The following is a 19014-nucleotide window of genomic DNA, read 5'->3' as shown; positions in this document are numbered from 1 at the left end:
GATGTTACTCGCTTGCAAATGTCTGGTCGGGGGTAATCGGAAGGGTGCCGCCAAGGACCGCCTCATCGACCCGCTGCCGATGAAAGGCGCGGTCGCCCCAGGCACCGGCCAGCGCCCATGCGCGCTTCATCCAGAAGTGCAGGTCGACCTCGTAAGTATATCCCATTGCGCCATGAACCTGAATGGCGGTCTCTGCCGCAAAGACTGCGGCATCGGTGGCGGCGACCTTGGCGTGGCTGATATGAATGGGCGCGCGGGCGTGGCCATGCTGGGCGGCATAGGCGGCACGCCAGATAAGCGGACGGGCGAATTCCAGCTTCACCGCGACGCTGGCAAGGTGATGCTTGATCGCCTGAAACGAGCCGATCGGTTGTCCGAATTGTTCGCGCATCTTGGCATATTCGGTGGCGAGATCGAGCATCCGCTCACCCGCTCCCAAAAGCTGGGCCGCCGTGATCAGTGCGGCGCGATCCAGAAGGGCGTCGTCGGCGTCTGCCGATATGGGCGTGTAAAGCAGACGCAGCGGATCGACGCTTTCCAGTGCTTCGCACTGTTCTGGCGCGGCAATTGTCTTGCCGCCTGTCAGGACCAAATCGGCATTCGCCAGATCGGCAATCCAGGGATTGATCGGGTGGGCAAGGGCCACGCGGAGTTCGCCGGCAGCCAATGCCTCTTGCCGATCACCGGCTAGCAGCGGCGCGGCGATCAGCGCGGTGTCTGCGATCGATTCGGAAACGTTCGCACGTCCCAGCTCGGTCGCGACCAGCACCGCCTCGATCAGGCCCATTTCAAGGCCGCCATGATTCTCCGGCACCAGCAGACCGGCAATGCCCATTTCGACGAGGCCGGCCCAGATGGCCGGGTCGCGGCGCTCGCCTTCGTCCAGGCGGCGAAGCACCTCAGGCCCATGCTCCTTGTCGAGATAATCGCGGATGACGTCACGCAAATTGCGCTGATCTTCGGTCAGGCGGAAATCCATGCGCGCCCCCTTTATCGCGGCAGGCCGAGCAGGCGCTCGGCAATGATGTTGCGCTGAATTTCGTTCGAACCGGCGTAGATCGGACCGGAGAGGGAGAAAATATACCCTTCCAGCCAGGCATTCTCCTCGCCGGTTCCTGCTCTGCCGGGAAGGGTACGGAGTTCCGCCGTCGCCCCCAGCAGGCTCATCGCGGCGCGGTGCGCCGACCGATCCAGTTCCGACCAGAATATCTTGTTGAGGCTGGCCTCTGCGCCGATATGCGCGCCGGCGATCACTTGCGACGCGACATGGTAGGTGTTGAGCGCATATGCCTCCGCATCCATCCACGCCTGCAGCACCGCCGCACGGGTATCGGGCGATGCTGTATCGGCATGTTGGCGGTAAAGCGCGACGAGGCGTTGGGCGACTGCCTGGAAACGGGCGGGCGAGCGCAGCATAAGCCCACGTTCGAACCCGGCCGTCGCCATCGCAACGCTCCAGCCCTCGCCCTCTCCGGCGATACGGTTCGCCACCGGTACGCGCACTTCGTCAAAGAAGATTTCGGCAAAGCCGGTTTCGCCATGAAGCTGGCGGATGGGCCGGATCGTCACGCCGGGCGCATCGAGCGGCAACAGGATGAAGGACAGGCCCTTGTGGCGCTTGCTGTCGGGGTCGGTGCGAAACAATCCGAAACACCAGTCGGCGAAGGCGGCACGGCTGGACCAGGTCTTTTGCCCTGAAATCACATAATCGTCGCCGTCGCGCACGGCGCGGCTGCGGATGGCCGCCATGTCCGACCCGGCATTCGGTTCTGACCACGCCTGCGCCCAGATCAGTTCGCCCTTCGCCATTGGCGTCAGGAACTTCGCCTTCTGCTCGTCAGTGCCATATTCCATGATCGTCGGGCCGAGCAGGAAAATGCCGTTCTGATTGGCGCGCAGCGGCGCGCCGGCACGCCAATATTCCTCCTCGAAGATCAGCCAGCGGATAAGGTCGAGGCCGCGGCCGCCATAGGCTTCCGGCCAGGTGACCATGCCCCAATTGCCGGACGCCAGTTCCCGTTCCCACGCGACGTGCTCATCGAAGCCCTCGCGCCCCTCCAGCGTCTTCAGCGGCGCCTTCGGAACGTGCGCCTCCATCCAGCTGCGAACCTCGGCGCGGAATTCCTGCTGTTCGGGTGTAAAAGCGAGATCCACGTTCAGTAACTCGCCGTCTTCTTGGTTTCGACGAAGGCGTCGCGTGCCTTCTGGCTGTCCTCGTGCATGTACATTTCGAGGGTGAAGCCCTGTTCGAACCGATAGCCATGGTCGACGTCGCGCGGTTCCAGGCCGTTCAGCGCCTCCTTGGCAAGCACAAGGGCCTTGCGTGATTTGGACGCAATCACACCGGCGAAGGCGCGTGCTTCCTCAAGCAGCTTTTCCGGTGCTACCAGCTTTTCGATAGAGCCGATGCGGTAGGCCTCCTCCGCGCTGATCCGGCCGCCGGTGAAGAATGCGGCGCGCACCTTCTGAATGGGGAACATTCGTTGCAAATGGCTGGCGCCGCCCATTGCGCCACGGTCGACCTCCGGCAGAGAGAAATAGGCTCCTTCTGCGGCAATGACGACGTCGGAGGCGCCGCATATGCCGATGCCGCCGCCAATGACGAAATTATGCACGGCGCTGACGACCGGCACCTGGCAATTGCGGATCGCGCGGAAGGTACGGAAATTGCCACGGTTCAGATCGACAATCCGCTCCGGATGTGCCTGCATCTCCTTGATGTCGACGCCGCCGCAGAAGCCGCGCCCCTCGGCGCGGATCAGAATGCAGCGGACGCTCTCGTCTTCGCCAAGATCGGTAATGGTGCCGGGCAGGCTGTTCCATCCGGCACTGTCCAGCGCGTTCACCGGCGGATGGTCGAGGATGACCTCTGCAAGCGAACCGGAACGTTCAATATTGATCGGCATCAGGCTGCTCCCGAAAGAGAGGTTTCACCGGTCAGCGCATCGATCCGCGCGCGTGCCTCGGTGACAATGGACTGGATAAGGTCGGCGCAGGACGGCAGGTCGTCGAGGCGGCCGGCAACGAGACCGGTTGCCATCAGGCCGCCATCGGCATCGCCCTCCACAACGGCGCGCTGGATCATCATGGGCGCTGCGGCGGCCATCATCGCCTGCGGCAGGCTGAGGCCGCCATGGCTGGTCATGCCGCGCGCCGCCTTCAAAAGGTCGCCATAGCTGGCACCGGTCTGACGCTTCATGCGGAGGCCACTCTCGACGGCGCGACGCCACAGACCGATGCCGGTGGATTTTTCGATTTCCGCCAGGGCAGGGTTGCGGATCATGCGCTGCGGCATGCCGTCAACCTTCGTTGTGACGGTGATGTCCCCCGTTCCCGCGCCGACATAGCGCGCCTTCACCGGATCCGGCGGCGCGCTTTCGCGGGTCATCAGGAAGCGCGTTCCCATGGCAATACCCACAGCGCCAAAGGCAAGCGCGGCGGCCAGTCCGCGACCGTCGGCGAAACCGCCCGCGGCAACCACGGGCACGTCCACCGCATCGAGAACCTGAGGCAATAATATCGTCGTGGCGACAGAACCGGTGTGGCCGCCGCCTTCACCGCCCTGAACGGTGATGATGTCGACGCCCAGTTGAACCATCTTCTGCGCGTGCTTCACGGCGCCGACGGTCGGCATGCAGAGGATACCGGCATCCTTGAACCGGCCGATCATCTTGGCATCCGGTCCGCGTCCAAAGCTAACGGCGCGAACCTGGTCTGCGTTTTCGATGATGATGTCGACGATTTCCGCCGCACCCGGCTGGAACATGTGGAAATTGACGCCGAACGGGCGGTCGGTGCCGGCACGAACCTCTGCCAGCGCGCCCCGCAGTTCGGCAGGTGTCATGACCGCGCCAGCCAGGAAGCCGAACGCCCCGGCATTGCTGCTGGCGATTACCAGCGGCGGCGTCGCCACCCAGCCCATGGCGGTCTGCACTATTGGATAGTTGCAACCGAGAAGCTGGGTAAGCCGGGTGGACAGGGGATCGCTCATCCGTCCTTTTCCGAGGACTTGTTCGACGCCGCAGCACTCTTGCCCGTGACGCCGCCCAGGCTGTGGCCGGTCGTCAGATCGTTCTGGGCGTGCGCAAAATGATGCATGTGGAATACCGCATCCATCGCCGCGCGCTTTCCGCGCAGCTCATCGACATGGTTTACCGCCTGCTTTGTCAGCCACAGGCCGAGCTGTTGCTGCGCTGCCAGCTTGGCCGCCATAGCGGTCACTGCTTCGCGCAGCTCCTCGCGCGGGACGACCTTGTTCACCATGCCGAAATTATAGGCGCGGTCGGCGGGCATGCGTTCGCCCAAAAGGAGAAACTCCTTGGCAACGCGCGTTGGCAACTCATACCCATGTGCGAAATATTCGACGCCGGGAATGCCCATCATCTTTGCGACGGGATCCTGGAAAAAGGCGTCGTCCGATGCAACGATCAGGTCGCATACCCAGGCGAGCATCAGCCCCCCGGCGATGCAGGCACCCTGAACCATGGCGATTGTCGGCTTCGGCATGTCGCGCCAGCGACGGCACATGCTCAGATAGACCTCCTGCTCGCGCGTGTAGAGGAACTCCGCGCCCTTCTTGCCGACATGGTCCGGCAGCAGGTGAACACGATCAAAGCTTTTGGAGACGTCCCGTCCGGGTGTGCCAATGTCGTGACCGGCGGAAAAATGCTTGCCTTCCCCGCCAAGAACGATCGCCCGCACATTTTCGTCGTCGACCGCGCGTTTGAACGCCGCATCGATGGCATAGGTCATCTGGCTGTTCTGTGCATTATTGTACTGCACCCGGTTCATCATGACCCAGGCGACATTGTCGACGACATTATAGGTGACCGGCTCGTCCGTTTCGTAGCGGACCTCCGGCGCGGCGGACGCATCTGCCATTGTCAGTTCCTCCGGAAGGTCTGGTTTTCCTTGAACGCAGAGGCGCGGGTGTTCTTCGGATCAAGCCGTTCGATCACCGCCATTTCCTCTGGCGTCGGCGGCGGGGACTCACCCAGATCGTCGGCGCGCAGCAGCGGAAAGCCCGTTGCCTCCTGCACCTGATCGAACGTCACGCCCGGATGAAGGGAGCGCACGCGGATTGCGTGGTCCGGCCCCTCGAAATCCATGACACACAAATTGGTGACGATCCGGCGCATATCAACCGCGTCCCGGTTCATGCCGGGCGCCCATCGGTCGGGATTATAGCCAACGCCGCATACAACATCGACCTCGCCCTCAACGAACATGCGCTTCGAATGGTGGCCGGCATACATGGAATTGATGTGGTTGATGCTGTTCCCCGGCAGGCCACGCATGCCCAGCATGGCGATCTTCGGAGAATTATAGTCTCCGATCGCAGACAGGTTCGTCTGTCCCCAGCGGTCGATTTGCAGCGGGCCGATCATCACATGGCGACGGCCGGACCAGACAATGTCGAACACCCGGGAATAATTCATGTAGCCGGACAATTCCGGCGTTTCGACCTTGCCGCCGATCACGCGCGGTTCCTCGACCAGGAACGCCTCTCCGTCCGTCATCATCAACTCGGGCGTATGGGTCAGCTTGGCCAGGCCCGCGCCGACGCGAGGGATGGCGCCGAATGCGGAGGCAATAATTTCGCCATTGCCGCGAAATGCATCGGCACAGGCGACGATCGCCACATCGGCAAGAGTATATTCGTCGGTCATCAGAGCCTCAGAAAACAGGAAGCGGAATGGCGGAGACGGCATCGGTGCCGCCGAAGCGTTCGAAATAATCGGCCTCACTGTCGCCGATCACAGTGTCTCGATAGCCCTGCCATCCATCCTCCGCGTCCGCGGCGGCAGCATAGGCCTTCAGCGCTTTCACGTCCCACCCATAATCGTCAGGGTTGCTGGTGGGATGGGCACCGCCCGGCGCCTCTACCACGCCGGTGACGAAGCAGCGTTCGTACCGGTTGGCCTTGGCGGTGTCGGCATCGACGGCGATGCGCTCCACGACCTTCTCCGCAGAGACGTAAGTCCGCTCCGCAGCGCGGGCATAATATTCGTCGAAATAGGGATCGGCGCCCTGAACGAGCGTGTTGCCGAGCCGGTCGGCGACGTTCGCGTGCAGCAAAGCTACGTCCAGGTGGATGGCCGGCATCGCCAGCAGCACCTCTCCATCGTCATAGGGCGAGGTGACCGTGCGAAAGTCCGGATTGACGGTCATCACGTCGGACCCAAGGCCGGTGCGCGTCGGCAGGAAGGGGACCCGCATGCCGGCAGCGCGCAAGCCCCATTGCAGCAACCCCTCGTCCAGTTCGCGCGCATCGACACCGCCGTTCTGGCGGACCTGTCGGAAGAATGGATCGGCAGGAATCAAGTCCATCGAAACAAAGCCGTAGACCAGCTTCTTCACCTTGCCGGAGGCGAGCAACATGCCGATTTCCGGGCCGCCATAGGCGACGATCGTCAGATCCTTCAGATCACTGCGGATGATGGCGCGGACCAGGGACATGGGCTTGCGCCGCGGTCCCCAGCCGCCAATACCAATGGTCATGCCGTCGCGCAGCGTTTCGATAGCCGCATCGGCGGTCAGGCGCTTGTCGAGGGCGGCACTCAATTTCCGAAATCCCATGTATGGCCCCAAAGGTCTTCCTTGGCCGTTACGGTCGGCGTGTAGCGCGACCAGTCGTGCGTCTGGATCCCATCGCAACCATATTCGATGTCGAAGCCGGAAGGCGTTCGCATGTAGAAGCTGATCATCTTGTCGTTCGTGTGCCGGCCGAGCGACGAGGAAATATGCACACCCGCCTTCACCGCGCGGTCAAGCGCCAGGCCGACCTCGTCGATGGTGCTGACCTCTACCATTGTATGGATAAGGCCGGTGGGGGAGGGGAATTCGGTGACAGCCACTGTGTGGTGACGCGGTCCTGTCGCGTGCATGAAGCTCATGCCCAGCCCCTGTTCCGGCCCATCGGGCAACATGACACGCATCTCGTCGCTGTCGCCGAAGCCGAGCAGATCCTTATAGAAACTGCGCGTCTCCTCATATTTGTCGGTCGGAAATACGACGTGACCCAGGCCCATGTCGGCGGTTACGAACTGCGAAACGCCGGCCGGTGAAACGAACGGCGTGCCCGCCACCGGATTGCCCCAAACAAGCTCCAGATGATTGCCGCCCGGATCCTGGCACATGACCATGCCCTTCACCTGGCGATGCTTGATGGTGGCGGCATCGCCTTCCGTCAGTTCGACGCCCGCATTGCGCAGTTTTGCCACGCCTTCGCGAAAGGCCTCCTCTGTAGGGAATTCGAGACCGGCGGCAATGAAGTGATCGCGCGACCCCTTCTCTATGCAGAACCGCCAGGGGCGGTCATCGATGCGCAGAAACAAGGTGTCGGCGTCTGATTCGGCGGTCGCGGCAGCACCGACGACTCCTTCACCGAAGCTGCGCCAGGCATCAAGATCCTGTGCCTCGATGCGTATGTAAGCGAGCGAGCGAACCCCCATGTCGAAATGCGTCTCCGATTATTATTGCTTGCCGGTTCCCTATCCGCAGGCAATCGCCGTTTCAAGCAGCTTACGTTTCAAAATCTGGAAATCAGTACGCACATTGTAGCAAAAGGCGCAAAAATACTACGTGTCGCGAAATATCGGGCGCTGTTCTGCCTTGTCTCTGTGTGCGAGCGCGCGCTATGCTTCGTCCCAAGTCGGAAAACCGACAATGGGAGGAGGAAGGATGATGCAGGGCTCGGCCGAATTGTGCATCCCGGAAATTCGTATCGGACCCATGGCGGGTATGGCCAATGGCTGAAGATACGATCCTGATCGACGATCTGGCCCACCCCGAGCTGACCCGGATGCAGCGCGACGCCATCGCCGCCGCCCCCGAAGTGCACATGGATGTCGAGGCTGTTCTCGGCGCGGCCCGGGCTGCCACCGGGCTGCGGGATTTCGGCGAGGACGATTTCAAGGAACGGCTGGCGGTCTGGCTGCGCAGCTTCGACGAGGATGGCGGACTTGGCCCCCTGGGGCGCGCGACCCTGTTTGGCGAGTGTGTGCGCTATGCGAGCACGCGGCTGCGGATCGAGGACCTGTTCCGCCGACATCCAGAAATCGGCGAGGTCGACATCGACCGGCCCATCATGGTTGCCGGCCTGCCGCGATCGGGCACGACGCACTTGGTCAACATCCTGGCTACGGATCCGCGCCTGCGCTCCACGCCCTTATGGGAAACGATGGAGCCGATCCCCGTGCCGGGCGAAGCGGGCGAGCCGGACCCGAGGCATGTGCGAACGCGCGAGATGTGGGGCGGGTTCGAGGCGGTACTGCCCCTGATGCCGGCGATGCACGAAATGGCACCCGAGCATGTTCACGAGGATATCGAGCTGCAAGGGCCGGACTTTTCCTCCTATCTGCCGGAATGGTTGAGCCGACCCTACCGCTGGCGTGACTATTATGATGCCCACGACCAGACGCCGCATTACCGCTATGCCCGGCGCGTGATGCAGGCGCTGACCTGGTTGCGTGGACCCAATCGCTGGGTGGTGAAGTCGCCGCCGCATATGGAAAACCTGCCGGCACTGATGCGCGTGCATCCCGGCGCGGTCGTGCCCATTACCCATCGCGACCCCGTCGCCGTGCTGCAGTCGGCGATTACGATGCTGGCCTATGGCGACAGAATTCGGCGGTCGCGGATCGATCTGACGGAGCTGGCCGAATATTGGATCGACCGCATCGAGCGGCTGCTGCGGGCCTGTGTGCGCGACCGCGACGTGGTGCCGGATGACCAGTCGATCGACATCCTGTTTCATGAATATATGGCCGATCAGAAGGCCACCGTCGCCCGCGTCTATGCAAAGGCCGACCTGGAGCTGACGACGGAGGCAGAGGCGCGCATTGACGGCTTTCTGGCAGATAATCCGCGCGGGAAACACGGCCGCGTCAGTTATGACCTGATCGGCGATTTCGGTGTCGATATTGGCGCGGTGAGGGAGCGTTTCCAATTCTACTACGACCGCTTTCCCGTGAAACGCGAAACGGTGAAAGGGGAGCGGATATGAGCAAGCTGGAAAGCAGGAAGGCGGAACGCCTGCTTAGCGGCGGCGCCTGGGATGATTATTGCGAGCAGGTCCGGCGCGCGGGCGGTCTGGTCGATCGCTTCGGTGACGATATCGACGATCTGGATCGTGCCGAATGGTACCGCTTCGTGACTCGGTTGATGCGAAACGGTTTCGAACGCTTCGTCGAGAATTGCGAGCCGGAGCGGCCCCGGCTGCGCGATACGCCATGGCGGCAGGGGATAAATTTTCAGTCGCCGGATCAGGACCATTTGCTGGCAGAATTTGTCGATGGCCGGCACGATTATCGCATCACCGGCAATCGCGGCTCCATCCCCTATTTCGTCATCGCGTCGTGGCGCGCGCCGCAGCCGGGTGACATTGGCGCGCGCGATTGGGCGGAGGCGGGACCGGAGGGTCTGAAGGAATTCGATCCGGCAACGCTGACCACCACCGGTTTCATACAGAGCGATGCCATCCCGTTCGACGCCAATGGCGACTTCGAAGTCATCGCAAGTCGGAAAAAGCCGGAGGGCGACGTCGCCTGGCTGCCCATCACAGAGGATTGTGTCGGCCTGCTGGTACGTACCGTCTATCATCTGCGCGAGGAAACGATTGCGCCCAGCATGTGCATAGAGCGGCTGGACGGCGCCGCGCCGCGCCCCTTGCGTCCCGCAGACATGGCGGACGCGCTCGCCAAGGCAGGGCAGGTGGTACTGGGCTATTGCGAACTGGTGCGGCGCTGGTGGCAGGACAATCTGGCCAAGCGTCCCAATCGCATACGCTTCAGCCGTGCCGTCTATCTGTCGAACGGTGGCGTGCCCGATCGTCATCATGGCTTCGGCACCTGGGAGTGCGCAAGCGACGAGGCCCTGGTGATCCGCTTCATGCCGGTGCCATGCGACTACTGGATCTTTCAGCTATGTAATATCTGGCAGGAAAATCTCGACAATTATGAGGATGGCGGCGGGCATGTGCAGAAGTACCGCGCCACTGCCGAACCCGATGGCAGCATTTTGATTGTCGTCGCCGCCACCGATCCGGGCATTGGCGGCAACTGGATCTCGCCTGACGGACATGCCCATGGTGGCATGAGCCTGCGCTTTATCAAGACAGACAGCGAGCCGCCCGAAGTGACCCTGTACCGCGTGAAGCTGTCCGATCTTCAGCAGGGCGGGCGCGAGATGCTGCAGGGTGAAACGCCTATTGTGAGTGGCGAAATCACCGATTGAGGGAGCGAGCGGATATGGCGTTTCAAAATCTGAGCTTTGATTATTCCGGGGCCAATGTGCTGGTGACGGGCGGCACGAGCGGACTGGGCGCCGCCATTGCCGCAGCATATCGGGAGGCTGGTGCGGATGTGACCATTACGGGCACACGCGCCGGTCCGGGCGATTATGATTCCGACCTTGGCGGCTATCGCTATCTGCAACTGGATGTAGAGCAGGGCGACCAGATCGATGCCGTCGCGGCGCAGCAGCAGCGGCTGGATATCCTCGTGAACAATGCCGGTCTGGCGCTTGCATCGACCGGACTCGACGAATGGGACCCGGCGGTTTTCGACCGCGCGCTGTCGATGCATCTTTCTTCCGCTTTTCGCATGGCGCGCGGCTGTTCGGATGCGCTGTCGCAGAGCCAGCTTAACGGCGGGGGGTCGGTGATCGGTATTGCGTCGATGACCTCCTTCTTCGGCATTGGACTGATCCCCGGCTACGGTACGGCGAAGACCGGCCTGTTGGGTCTTACGCGTGTGCTGGCGGTCGAATGGGCCAAGCGAAACATACGCGTCAATGCGGTGGCCGCGGGCCTGACGCGCAGCCGCATGACGGCCGGCACGTTCGACGATCCCCGCTGGACCGCGCCGACGCTGGAACGCACGCCCATGGGGCGGCTGGGCGAACCGGACGACATTGCCGCGGCAGTGCTGTTTCTGTCGAGCGGAGCGGCAAGCTGGATCACCGGCCAGGTCTTGCCGGTCGACGGCGGATTTACCGTCTCGGGATGAACATCGTGATGCCCGACCTCGTCCTTGCGGCAGGCACCATGCAGGCCTTCGGTCTGCAGGAACGACTGGATGCAGCGCGTGCAGCCGGGTTCGCCGGCATATCCCTGTTCGCCGCAGATCTGGAAAAATGGGCAGCGGAGGGCCTAAATGCGGAGGCGGTGGGCGCCCGTATCGCCGATTCCGGCCTGTGGATCAGCGAGGTGGAGATCATCGGCAATTGGCTGCCGGGTGCGTCCGGAAAGCAGGACATGCCGCAGTGGCTGGTCGAATTTCTGCGGCGAATGACGCCCGATCATGTCCTTGATCTGGCCCAGCGGGTAGGCGCGCGCGGCGTCAGCATAGCGGACCTGCTGGGCGCCGCGAATCCGTCATCGCTGATTTCGCGGCATTTTGGGGACATATGCGAAAGGGCCGCGCAGGCGGGGCTGTATGTGGCGCTGGAATTCATTCCCACGGGCAGCGTTCCGACCCTGGAGGCTGCGTGGGACGTGGTCGACGCCGCTGGTGCGCGGAACGGCGGGCTGATGATCGACAGCTGGCATTTCTTTCGCGGTGGCTCGCTGCTGGAAACGCTGGAGTCGATCCCGGGCGACAGGATCTTTGCCGTTCAGATCGGCGACGGCCCCGCCGCTGCGGAGGCTGATCTCGATGAGGCAATGGCGCATTCGCGGCTGGTACCGGGGGCGGGGGAGATGAATCTGTCCGCGCTGCAGGCATCTTTGGCAGAGACCGGTACAGCCGCCCCGGTGGCGGTAGAGGTATTCTCAGATACGTTTGCCGGTCGCAGTGCCGAAGAGGTGGCGACGGAATGCATGCGCGCAGCAAAAGGTCTGATCGAAGGGGACAAGGAATGAGCGAAAAACAACCGGGCGCTATCGTCGTCGGAACCGGGTTCGGCCTGTTCACGCATGTTCGCGCGCTGCGGCTGGCAGGATTCGAGGTGCGTGCCATTGTGGGCCGCGACCGTGCGCGAACGCAGGAACGTGCCGCCCCCCTGGATATTCCGCTGGCCACCGACCGGTTGGAAGAGGCGCTGGAAGATCCCGAAAACAAGGTCGTGACAGTCGCCACGCCGCCGCACGCACATCATTCGCCGGCAATGTCTGCGATCGCCGCAGGGCGGCATATTGTCTGCGAAAAGCCCTTTGCGCGCGATCTGGATCAGGCGCGCGAAATGCTGGCGACGGCGCGGGAGGCCGGCATCATCCATATGCTGGGCGCGGAGTTTCGTTTCGACAGCGCGCAGGCCCTGTTGCGGCGGGTGGTCCGTTCGGGCGCCATTGGCGAGCCGCTGCAGTTTCTGCGCATCTTTCATCAGCCCGGTCTGCAGGATCCGGCAGAGGCTCTGAGCCCGTGGTGGGAGGATGCGGAACAGGGTGGCGGATTTCTGGGCGCATTCGGTACGCACATGATAGATCAGGTGCTCTCGACCTTTGGGCGTATCGAGCGCGTCAGCGCCGTCCTGCAAACCATGGCGCCCGGCCGTCCGCATATGACCGCCGACGACAGCTATGTCGTGCAGTTCGCCGGCGAGGGGCGGCTGCGCGGTACGCTGATGGCGGCAATGGCGGCGGCCGGCCCGCTGATCGTAGCCACCAAGGTGGTCGGCACGAAGGGCGGTGCCTGGATCCAGAGCGGCGCGCAGTTCGGCGATCCGGAGCAGGTTTGGCTAATGGATACAGAGGGAAGCAGGCAAGTGCCGATGCCGGACGACCTCGTCTATCCGCCGCCGACGCCTTTCCCAGTGGCCGATCTGATCCAGACCGAGCAGGACCGCTGGCACACGATGGGGATCGACGTGGAACCCTATGCCCGTCTGTTCCGTGAACTGCGTAAGCGAATGGAGGGGGAGGATGTCGATGCGCCGGAAATTGCCGCGACATTTGAGGATGCTGTGCAGGGGCAGGCGGTTCTGGACGCCTGCCGACGGTCGGCCAGGGAAAGCCAATGGGTGGACATTCCGCCGTCAATATAGTCCGTCTGGACGATGCGGAACGACGGCATTCCTGACAGACAGGAGTGCAATTCAAACGTGCGCAGCAGATGCGCGAAGAATGGTGAGGGATATAATGTTGCAGATGAAGATGTGTGGGCCAATCGTTGGTGAGGTGCTGGCATGACAGAGGTAACGGCAGAAACCGATCCGACGCTGGAAGCGATTGCAGACAAGACGAAGCTGGCGCTGCGGCGGCTGGCAAAATCCGTCATGATCATCACTGCGCGCCAGGACGGCGTTAATTATGCGATGGCGGCGACTGCGGTAGACGCGCTTTCCATGGAGCCTCCATCCGTACTGGCATGCGTGAACCAGAACGCGTCCATTCATCCAGTGCTGCTGAAAGCCGAACGCTTTGCGATCAACATTCTCAGCCGCGCGCATGAGGATCTGTCGCATCATTGCGGCGGCCGTGTGAAGGGCGAGGCGCGTTTTGAAATCGGCAGTTGGGATCATGATGGCGAAGTTCCCGTGCTGGCCGACGCGCAGGCCGCCATTCTCTGCCGATCCGATGCGCATTTCGAATATGGCACCCACAGCATCTTTGTCGGCAAGGTGGAAGATGTGCGCACGCATGGCGTCATCGATCCGCTGGTCTATATTGACGGTCGCTATACCGGCGTGAATGCTCTGATGATGGGATGATCGCGGCAAATTGCTACGCAAATCGCGTTGCGGAAGCCTAAATACTCTCCTATTGCGTAATCAAAAATTGGAGAGGGTGCGGTATATGATTCCTGAACGCGCGACAATGGGCGCGCTGCTGCGCGACGCGGCGGCGGCGTGGTCCGATCATCCGGCGATCGAGTGTGAAGGCGGCGAAAGCTGGAGCTTTGCTGAGCTGCGTGCCCGTGCCGATGCGGTATCCCGCACTCTACTGGCACGGGGCGCAGGGCCGGGCCAGAGCATTGCCATATGGGCGCCCAATAGTGCCGAGTGGATCTTTGCCGCCGCCGGTGCCGAACAGATCGGCATGTCTCTGGTGCCCATTAACACGCGTTTCAAGGGCGGCGAGGCCAGCGAGACACTGAGCCGGGTCGAGGCGGCGTGGCTGTTCACGGTGCGCGACTTTCTGGGAATTGATTTCGCGGCGATGCTGCAAGACGCGGACCTGCCTGCACTGAAAGAAACGGTGTTTCTGGACGATGATTTCGCCGGCTGGTGTGCCGCTGGCGATGGCGTATCCGCGGACGAGCTCGACCGGCATGTGGACGCGGTGAAGCCGGATGATGTTGCGGACATCCTTTTCACATCGGGTACGACTGGCCGCCCGAAGGGCGCGATGAGTACGCATGAGCAAAATCTGCGCAGTTTTGAAGCGTGGAGCGATGCCGTTGGCCTGCGCGCGGGCGACCGCTATCTGATCGTCAATCCGTTCTTCCACAGCTTTGGCTACAAGGCCGGGTGGCTCGCCTGTCTGCTGCGCGGCGCGACCGCAATGCCGGTCGCCAGTTTCGATGCGAGCGGCATACTTTCGCGCGTTGCCTCTGCGGGGGTCACGGTGCTGCCTGGCCCGCCGACCATATTCCAGTCCTTGCTGGACGCGCCGGACCGTGCGTCGCATGATCTGTCGTCCCTGCGTCTGGCGGTGACGGGCGCGGCGAGCGTCCCCCCGACGCTGATCCGCCGGATGCGCGACGAACTGGGGATTTCCGACGTGCTGACGGCTTATGGCCTTACGGAAGCCTGCGGCGTCGTTAGCGCAACCCATTCGGGCGACCCGCCTGAGCTGGTTGCGAACAGCTGCGGAACGCCGATCCCGGGTGTCGAGGTGAAGCTGGTCGATCCTGAAGATAATGAGGTGCCGGTGGGCCAGCCGGGTGAATTGCTGGTGCGCGGCTTCAACGTCATGAAGGGATATCTCGATGACCCAAAGTCGACGTCTGAAACCATTGACGCGGATGGCTGGCTGCGTACCGGGGACATCGCCACACAGGACGCCGACGGGTATCTGCGCATAACCGACCGTGCGAAGGACATGTTCATCTCGGGCGGGTTCAATTGCTATCCCGCAGAAATCGAGGCACGCCTGCTGGACCATCCCGACGTGGCACGCGCGGCAGTCGTGGGAAAGCCTGACCACCGGCTCGGCGAGGTGGCCCATGCCGTTATCGTGCCCGCGCCGGGGGCATCGCAGGACAGCGACGCCTTTCTAAAATGGTGCCGGGAGGCGATGGCGAATTACAAGGCGCCCCGTTCCGTGGAATGGGTGGCCGAATTGCCGCTGAATGCCTCCGGGAAGGTGCAGCGCTTCCTGTTAAAACAGGAGAGCGCTGCGTAATCCGCGGCAGCGGGAAGCGGGATCAGGCGACTTTCAGATCCTCGTCGCTGCGCTTGTCGACCATGACGTGGCGGCCGTTGACGCGCTTCTGGAATTCGTCGGCGCGACCGATCGGGTTGTAGAACTGCTTGTACCAGATCCGGCACTTGTCCGTCGGTCCGTCACCGCGCACCATCAGGGGCGCGAAGCAGGGGCGCTTATGCGACCAGATTTCGAAATCCTGGCCGAACGCATCGGCACTTGCCTTCTGATAGGCGCGGGCGGTGGGGATATCCTCCTCCGTCGCCTGCTCCTTGTCGGTCTTCACCATCAACGCATGCCATACGTGGATCTTGCCGTCCTCAATGGGCGTATGGGCGATCAGCATATGGGTGGGAAAGGTGCCGCGCATATAGGATTGCAGGATTGCGGGACCGGTGTACCAGGTGTCGAGCTCCAGCAGGCCTGCACCTTCTTCTACCAGGGTGCGGTGACCGGCGCCGAAGATCTGCCACTGCACATGGTCTTCGAATTCATTGTAGAAATATTCGACATCGCGAGAGCCATGGATCGGCCCGAAATGCGCAAAGTCGGTCATATTGTCCACGACCTCGATCGGGTGTTGCGGTAACTCGCCCAGATCGTCGATTTCCCAGCGCACCCAGGACGGATCGTCCCACATTTCAAAGTCCGGCAGGGGATGATCCGGCTCATTGCCTTCTTCATCGTGCCACATCCAGATGATGCCGGCGCGCTCAACCACCTGATAGGTGTTGATGAAGGCGGCCTTTGGCGGCTTTTGATCGCTGTACGGAATATGGTTGCAGCGGCCGTCGGGGCCGAAGCGCCAGCCATGGAAGGGGCAGCGGATGGACTCACCCTCGATACGCTCATCGTCGCGGACGATATAGGACGTTTCGTTGCGGCCCAGATGCGCGCCCATGTGCGGACAATAGGCGTCGACAAGGCGGGCCGTGCCGGATTCGCCGCGGTAAAGGACCAGATCCTTCGCGAAGAAGCGCAGCGACATGGGCGCCTTGCCCAGTTTCGACGCGTCGGCGATCATGTGCCAGCCGCGTGCAAACGTATGATCGCCCAGCCTGTATTCGGCGGTGGTTGCCATTATAAATCTCCTCTTCCCATGGGGTAGAATATAGTTCTTTGGGAAGGATTTTACCACGTCGAGGGCGCTTGTGGAATGCACACCGTCTGTGCAACCATGCACATATGGCCATTGAGTGGGATGACATAAGGGTATTCCAGACGGCGGTGCGGGCCGGCGATTACAGCACGGCCGCGCGTAAGCTGGGAATGGATCGCACGACGGTAGGGCGTCGGTTTGCGCGACTGGAGCGTGCGACGGAGCGCTCCTTATGGGAGCAGACGGTGTCCGGATATCGGCCCACCGAGGCGGGACAGGCCGTCTTGCGCGCCGCAGCGGCGATGGAGCGGGCGATGACGCGCTTGCAGGGGGATCTGGACGGCAGCGGGCGAGAGGCAGGCAGCCCATTACGTTTGGCGGGGACCGCCGGTATCGCCAATCTGATGCTGCCCTATTTCGGTCCCTTTGTTGCCCTGCGGCCGGAAGTGGCGATAGAGATCGTCAGTGCAAAGGATGCGACGGCGGCTGTTCAGCAGCGCCATGCCGACATCGGCATTACCATCGCGCGAACGAAGCCGGCGGATCTGGCCGGTGCACGCATCGCTGATTTCGATCAGGCGCGCTACGTCCGTGTCGATGTGGATCCGGCCCGCCGTGTCGCCTGGAGCCACGCCATGATGCTGGCCAACCCGCAAGCATGGGCGCGCCTGAACGCACCGCGAGACCGCACGGCGGGCGTGGAAGTCGGGTCTATGCCGGCGATGGTGGACGCGGTTCGCGCTGGACTGGGATCGGCATGGATTTGGCATGTGGTCGGCGATGCCGATGAACGGCTGAGACGGCTTGAAACCAAGGCACCTGCCTCTGCCGCGGCAGGCTTGTGGGTCGTACATCGCGGCGATCTTGCGATCGAGCCGGCGGTCGCGGCTTTTCGCGATGCGGCGGCAGACATTGTGGCGCAGTTCATCGCGGGGCAGGAATAGGGGTAGGGAGATGGATCATGGCGGACTGGCAGCACCGATATGCGAGGATCAATGGGATTGGGATGCATTATGTCGAGCAGGGGGAGGGGCCGCTGCTTATCCTGTGCCACGGCTTCCCGCATTTATGGCTTAGCTGGCGCCACCAGATCCCTCGACTGGCGGCGGCGGGCTGGCGCGTGGTGGCGCCCGACATGCGCGGCATGGGGCAGACAGAGGCGCCCGCCGATCATCACGCCTACGACGTGCCACATACCGTCGGCGACCTGAGGGGCCTGCTGGACCATCTGGGAGAGCAGGAGGCAGTGTTCGCAGGTCTCGATTTCGGACTGTTTTCCATTTACGATCTGGCCTTTAGCGATCCGCAGCGGGTGCGCGGGATCATCGCGCTGGAAAACCCCGCCTGGCCGGATCGCTCCGACATTTCACCGCTGGAGGAGGCGGCGAAATGGGCACAGGATCATTTCGTTCATATCGACTATTTTCGGCCCGTCGGCCCTGCGGATGCGGCGCTCGACGCAGCGCCGCGAGAATTTCTGCGCAAGGTATTCTACGCCCTGTCGGGCGACTATCATTATCTCGACGTATGGAAGCATCCGCCTGGCACCACCTATCTGGATGCACTGCCGGAAACGCCGCCATTGCCATGGTCATGGCTGCAGGAATGGGAACTGGAATGGTATGTGTCGGAATATAGCCGGTCGGGCTTTACCGGCGGGCTGAACTGGTATCGTGCCATGGATCTGCGCTGGCACCAGCGTGCGCCGTGGCGCGGAAAACCCAATACGCGCCCGTTCTACTTCATAGGCAGCGAAAACGATGTCGACCTGGAGGCGTGGCACGGCGACGACCCGATTGGCGCAATTCAGGAGCAATATAGCGATGTGCGCCGGATCGAGATGCTGCCTAAGGCCGGCCACATGATCCAGCTGGAAAGGCCGGACGATGTCGGCCGCCTGATGGTGGAATTCCTGGCGGAGCTTCGCTGAGCCCTACTCGGCGGCCTCGGCGAAGGGGAGACATACCTGATCGAAGCCGAGCACATGCGCGACGCGGCCAAGGCCGACCCACGCAGCAACGCTGTTGGCAAGGTCGGCGATTTCCGCATCCGAATAGGCATCGTGCATCCGCGTCCAGAATGCGTCATCCGCGGAGAGCGCCTTTGGCTCCGTCCCAAAGCGTTCGGCGAATTCAATCGCCAGCCGTTCCCGTTCGCTGAAAACCGGCGACGTTCGCCATTCGGGCACGGCGGCATAGAATGCCTCGTCCGGGGCAGGTCCATTGTCGGCAACAGTGTGCGCGTCGCGCATGCCGTTCGCGGCGAACATCGCGCCCACGTCGCGCGCTGCGCGGAATTGCTGGCAGACCATGCAACCATTGATTTCTGCCGTGCGGACGCGCGCACCCTCGAACTCTCGCAATGACAGTTTCGAATGTTGGTAGACCGCGTGGGAGAAGTGGCCGCCGGCCGTCATGATCTCAGGCGCCAGATGCTCGGCAGCGTAGCCATAGGGGTTGTCGGCATGATCCGCAGGTACATCGATCCGCATATTCCATCTCCCTCGTCGTGATGCCGCACGAGCATTTGCAGCATTGTTGTCATTATCGGCTACGTATACCCTAAGTAAAAACGACAAGACACCATGATTTGCGTGGCTGGGGAGGAA

Annotated in this window: 19 protein-coding genes; 9 read left to right on the top strand and 10 right to left on the bottom strand. The window is 62.4% G+C overall.

Features of this window, described 5'->3' with window-relative positions:
- Positions 1 to 4: 4 nt before the first annotated feature.
- Genes ACSMXM_RS06745 through ACSMXM_RS06710 form a run of 8 tightly spaced genes read right to left on the bottom strand, consistent with a single transcriptional unit; the run spans position 5 to position 7454 of the window.
- Positions 5 to 979 (bottom strand): acyl-CoA dehydrogenase family protein, encoded by a 975-nt coding sequence (locus ACSMXM_RS06745; protein WP_460315111.1) that lies wholly within the window; start codon positions 977 to 979, stop codon positions 5 to 7.
- A gap of 11 nt (positions 980 to 990) precedes the next feature.
- On the bottom strand, positions 991 to 2154 hold the full coding sequence (locus ACSMXM_RS06740; RefSeq protein ID WP_460315109.1) for an acyl-CoA dehydrogenase family protein: 1164 nt from the start codon (positions 2152 to 2154) through the stop codon (positions 991 to 993).
- Between the two features lie 2 nt (positions 2155 to 2156).
- Positions 2157 to 2906, bottom strand: a complete 750-nt coding sequence (locus tag ACSMXM_RS06735; protein WP_460315107.1) for an enoyl-CoA hydratase family protein — start codon at positions 2904 to 2906, stop codon at positions 2157 to 2159.
- Complete coding sequence (locus tag ACSMXM_RS06730) at positions 2906 to 3991, bottom strand: NAD(P)H-dependent flavin oxidoreductase (RefSeq protein WP_460315105.1); 1086 nt, start codon at positions 3989 to 3991, stop codon at positions 2906 to 2908. The genes ACSMXM_RS06735 and ACSMXM_RS06730 overlap by 1 nt, the downstream gene beginning before the upstream one ends.
- Positions 3988 to 4881: an enoyl-CoA hydratase gene (locus tag ACSMXM_RS06725; RefSeq protein ID WP_460315103.1), complete on the bottom strand. Its 894-nt coding sequence runs from the start codon at positions 4879 to 4881 to the stop codon at positions 3988 to 3990. The genes ACSMXM_RS06730 and ACSMXM_RS06725 overlap by 4 nt, the downstream gene beginning before the upstream one ends.
- Before the next feature lie 2 nt (positions 4882 to 4883).
- Positions 4884 to 5669, bottom strand: coding sequence for a CoA-transferase subunit beta (locus tag ACSMXM_RS06720; RefSeq protein WP_460315102.1), 786 nt, complete (start codon positions 5667 to 5669; stop codon positions 4884 to 4886).
- Between the two features lie 7 nt (positions 5670 to 5676).
- Entirely contained in the window at positions 5677 to 6579 is a 903-nt protein-coding gene (locus tag ACSMXM_RS06715; RefSeq protein WP_460315100.1) for a CoA transferase subunit A, read from the bottom strand.
- Positions 6561 to 7454, bottom strand: a complete 894-nt coding sequence (locus tag ACSMXM_RS06710; RefSeq protein WP_460315098.1) for a VOC family protein — start codon at positions 7452 to 7454, stop codon at positions 6561 to 6563. The genes ACSMXM_RS06715 and ACSMXM_RS06710 overlap by 19 nt, the downstream gene beginning before the upstream one ends.
- Positions 7455 to 7750: 296 nt before the next feature.
- Between ACSMXM_RS06710 and ACSMXM_RS06705 the strand changes: the two genes are divergently transcribed.
- The 7 genes from ACSMXM_RS06705 (at position 7751) to ACSMXM_RS06675 (ending at position 15286) form a co-directional block, all read left to right on the top strand.
- Positions 7751 to 9007: a sulfotransferase family protein gene (locus tag ACSMXM_RS06705; RefSeq protein ID WP_460315096.1), complete on the top strand. Its 1257-nt coding sequence runs from the start codon at positions 7751 to 7753 to the stop codon at positions 9005 to 9007.
- On the top strand, positions 9004 to 10236 hold the full coding sequence (locus ACSMXM_RS06700) for a hypothetical protein (RefSeq protein ID WP_460315094.1): 1233 nt from the start codon (positions 9004 to 9006) through the stop codon (positions 10234 to 10236). Before ACSMXM_RS06705 ends, ACSMXM_RS06700 begins: the two co-directional genes overlap by 4 nt.
- Before the next feature lie 14 nt (positions 10237 to 10250).
- Positions 10251 to 11009 carry an SDR family NAD(P)-dependent oxidoreductase gene (locus tag ACSMXM_RS06695; RefSeq protein WP_460315092.1) on the top strand — a complete coding sequence of 253 codons (759 nt, stop codon included), beginning with the start codon at positions 10251 to 10253 and terminating at the stop codon, positions 11007 to 11009.
- An 8-nt stretch (positions 11010 to 11017) separates the two neighbouring features.
- The gene (locus ACSMXM_RS06690) at positions 11018 to 11863 is read left to right on the top strand and encodes a sugar phosphate isomerase/epimerase family protein (protein ID WP_460315091.1); all 846 of its coding nucleotides are present in this window, start codon (positions 11018 to 11020) and stop codon (positions 11861 to 11863) included.
- Positions 11860 to 12984 carry a Gfo/Idh/MocA family protein gene (locus tag ACSMXM_RS06685; protein ID WP_460315090.1) on the top strand — a complete coding sequence of 375 codons (1125 nt, stop codon included), beginning with the start codon at positions 11860 to 11862 and terminating at the stop codon, positions 12982 to 12984. The genes ACSMXM_RS06690 and ACSMXM_RS06685 overlap by 4 nt, the downstream gene beginning before the upstream one ends.
- Positions 12985 to 13125: 141 nt before the next feature.
- Positions 13126 to 13650: a flavin reductase family protein gene (locus ACSMXM_RS06680; RefSeq protein ID WP_460315089.1), complete on the top strand. Its 525-nt coding sequence runs from the start codon at positions 13126 to 13128 to the stop codon at positions 13648 to 13650.
- Between the two features lie 85 nt (positions 13651 to 13735).
- Complete coding sequence (locus ACSMXM_RS06675; RefSeq protein WP_460315088.1) at positions 13736 to 15286, top strand: AMP-binding protein; 1551 nt, start codon at positions 13736 to 13738, stop codon at positions 15284 to 15286.
- A gap of 22 nt (positions 15287 to 15308) precedes the next feature.
- Here the strand turns inward: ACSMXM_RS06675 and ACSMXM_RS06670 are convergent, their stop codons facing one another.
- Complete coding sequence (locus ACSMXM_RS06670) at positions 15309 to 16388, bottom strand: Rieske 2Fe-2S domain-containing protein (protein ID WP_460315086.1); 1080 nt, start codon at positions 16386 to 16388, stop codon at positions 15309 to 15311.
- Between the two features lie 104 nt (positions 16389 to 16492).
- On the opposite strand from ACSMXM_RS06670, the gene ACSMXM_RS06665 reads away from it, so the two are divergent.
- A complete protein-coding gene (locus ACSMXM_RS06665) occupies positions 16493 to 17350 on the top strand; it encodes a LysR family transcriptional regulator (RefSeq protein ID WP_460315085.1) in 858 nt (285 codons plus the stop codon).
- Between the two features lie 17 nt (positions 17351 to 17367).
- Positions 17368 to 18336: an alpha/beta fold hydrolase gene (locus ACSMXM_RS06660; protein WP_460315083.1), complete on the top strand. Its 969-nt coding sequence runs from the start codon at positions 17368 to 17370 to the stop codon at positions 18334 to 18336.
- Between the two features lie 3 nt (positions 18337 to 18339).
- Here the strand turns inward: ACSMXM_RS06660 and ACSMXM_RS06655 are convergent, their stop codons facing one another.
- A complete protein-coding gene (locus ACSMXM_RS06655) occupies positions 18340 to 18897 on the bottom strand; it encodes a carboxymuconolactone decarboxylase family protein (RefSeq protein WP_460315082.1) in 558 nt (185 codons plus the stop codon).
- Positions 18898 to 19014 lie beyond the last annotated feature (117 nt).

This window comes from Pacificimonas sp. ICDLI1SI03, assembly GCF_054740865.1.
This window is presented reverse-complemented; position numbering and strand designations above follow the sequence as displayed.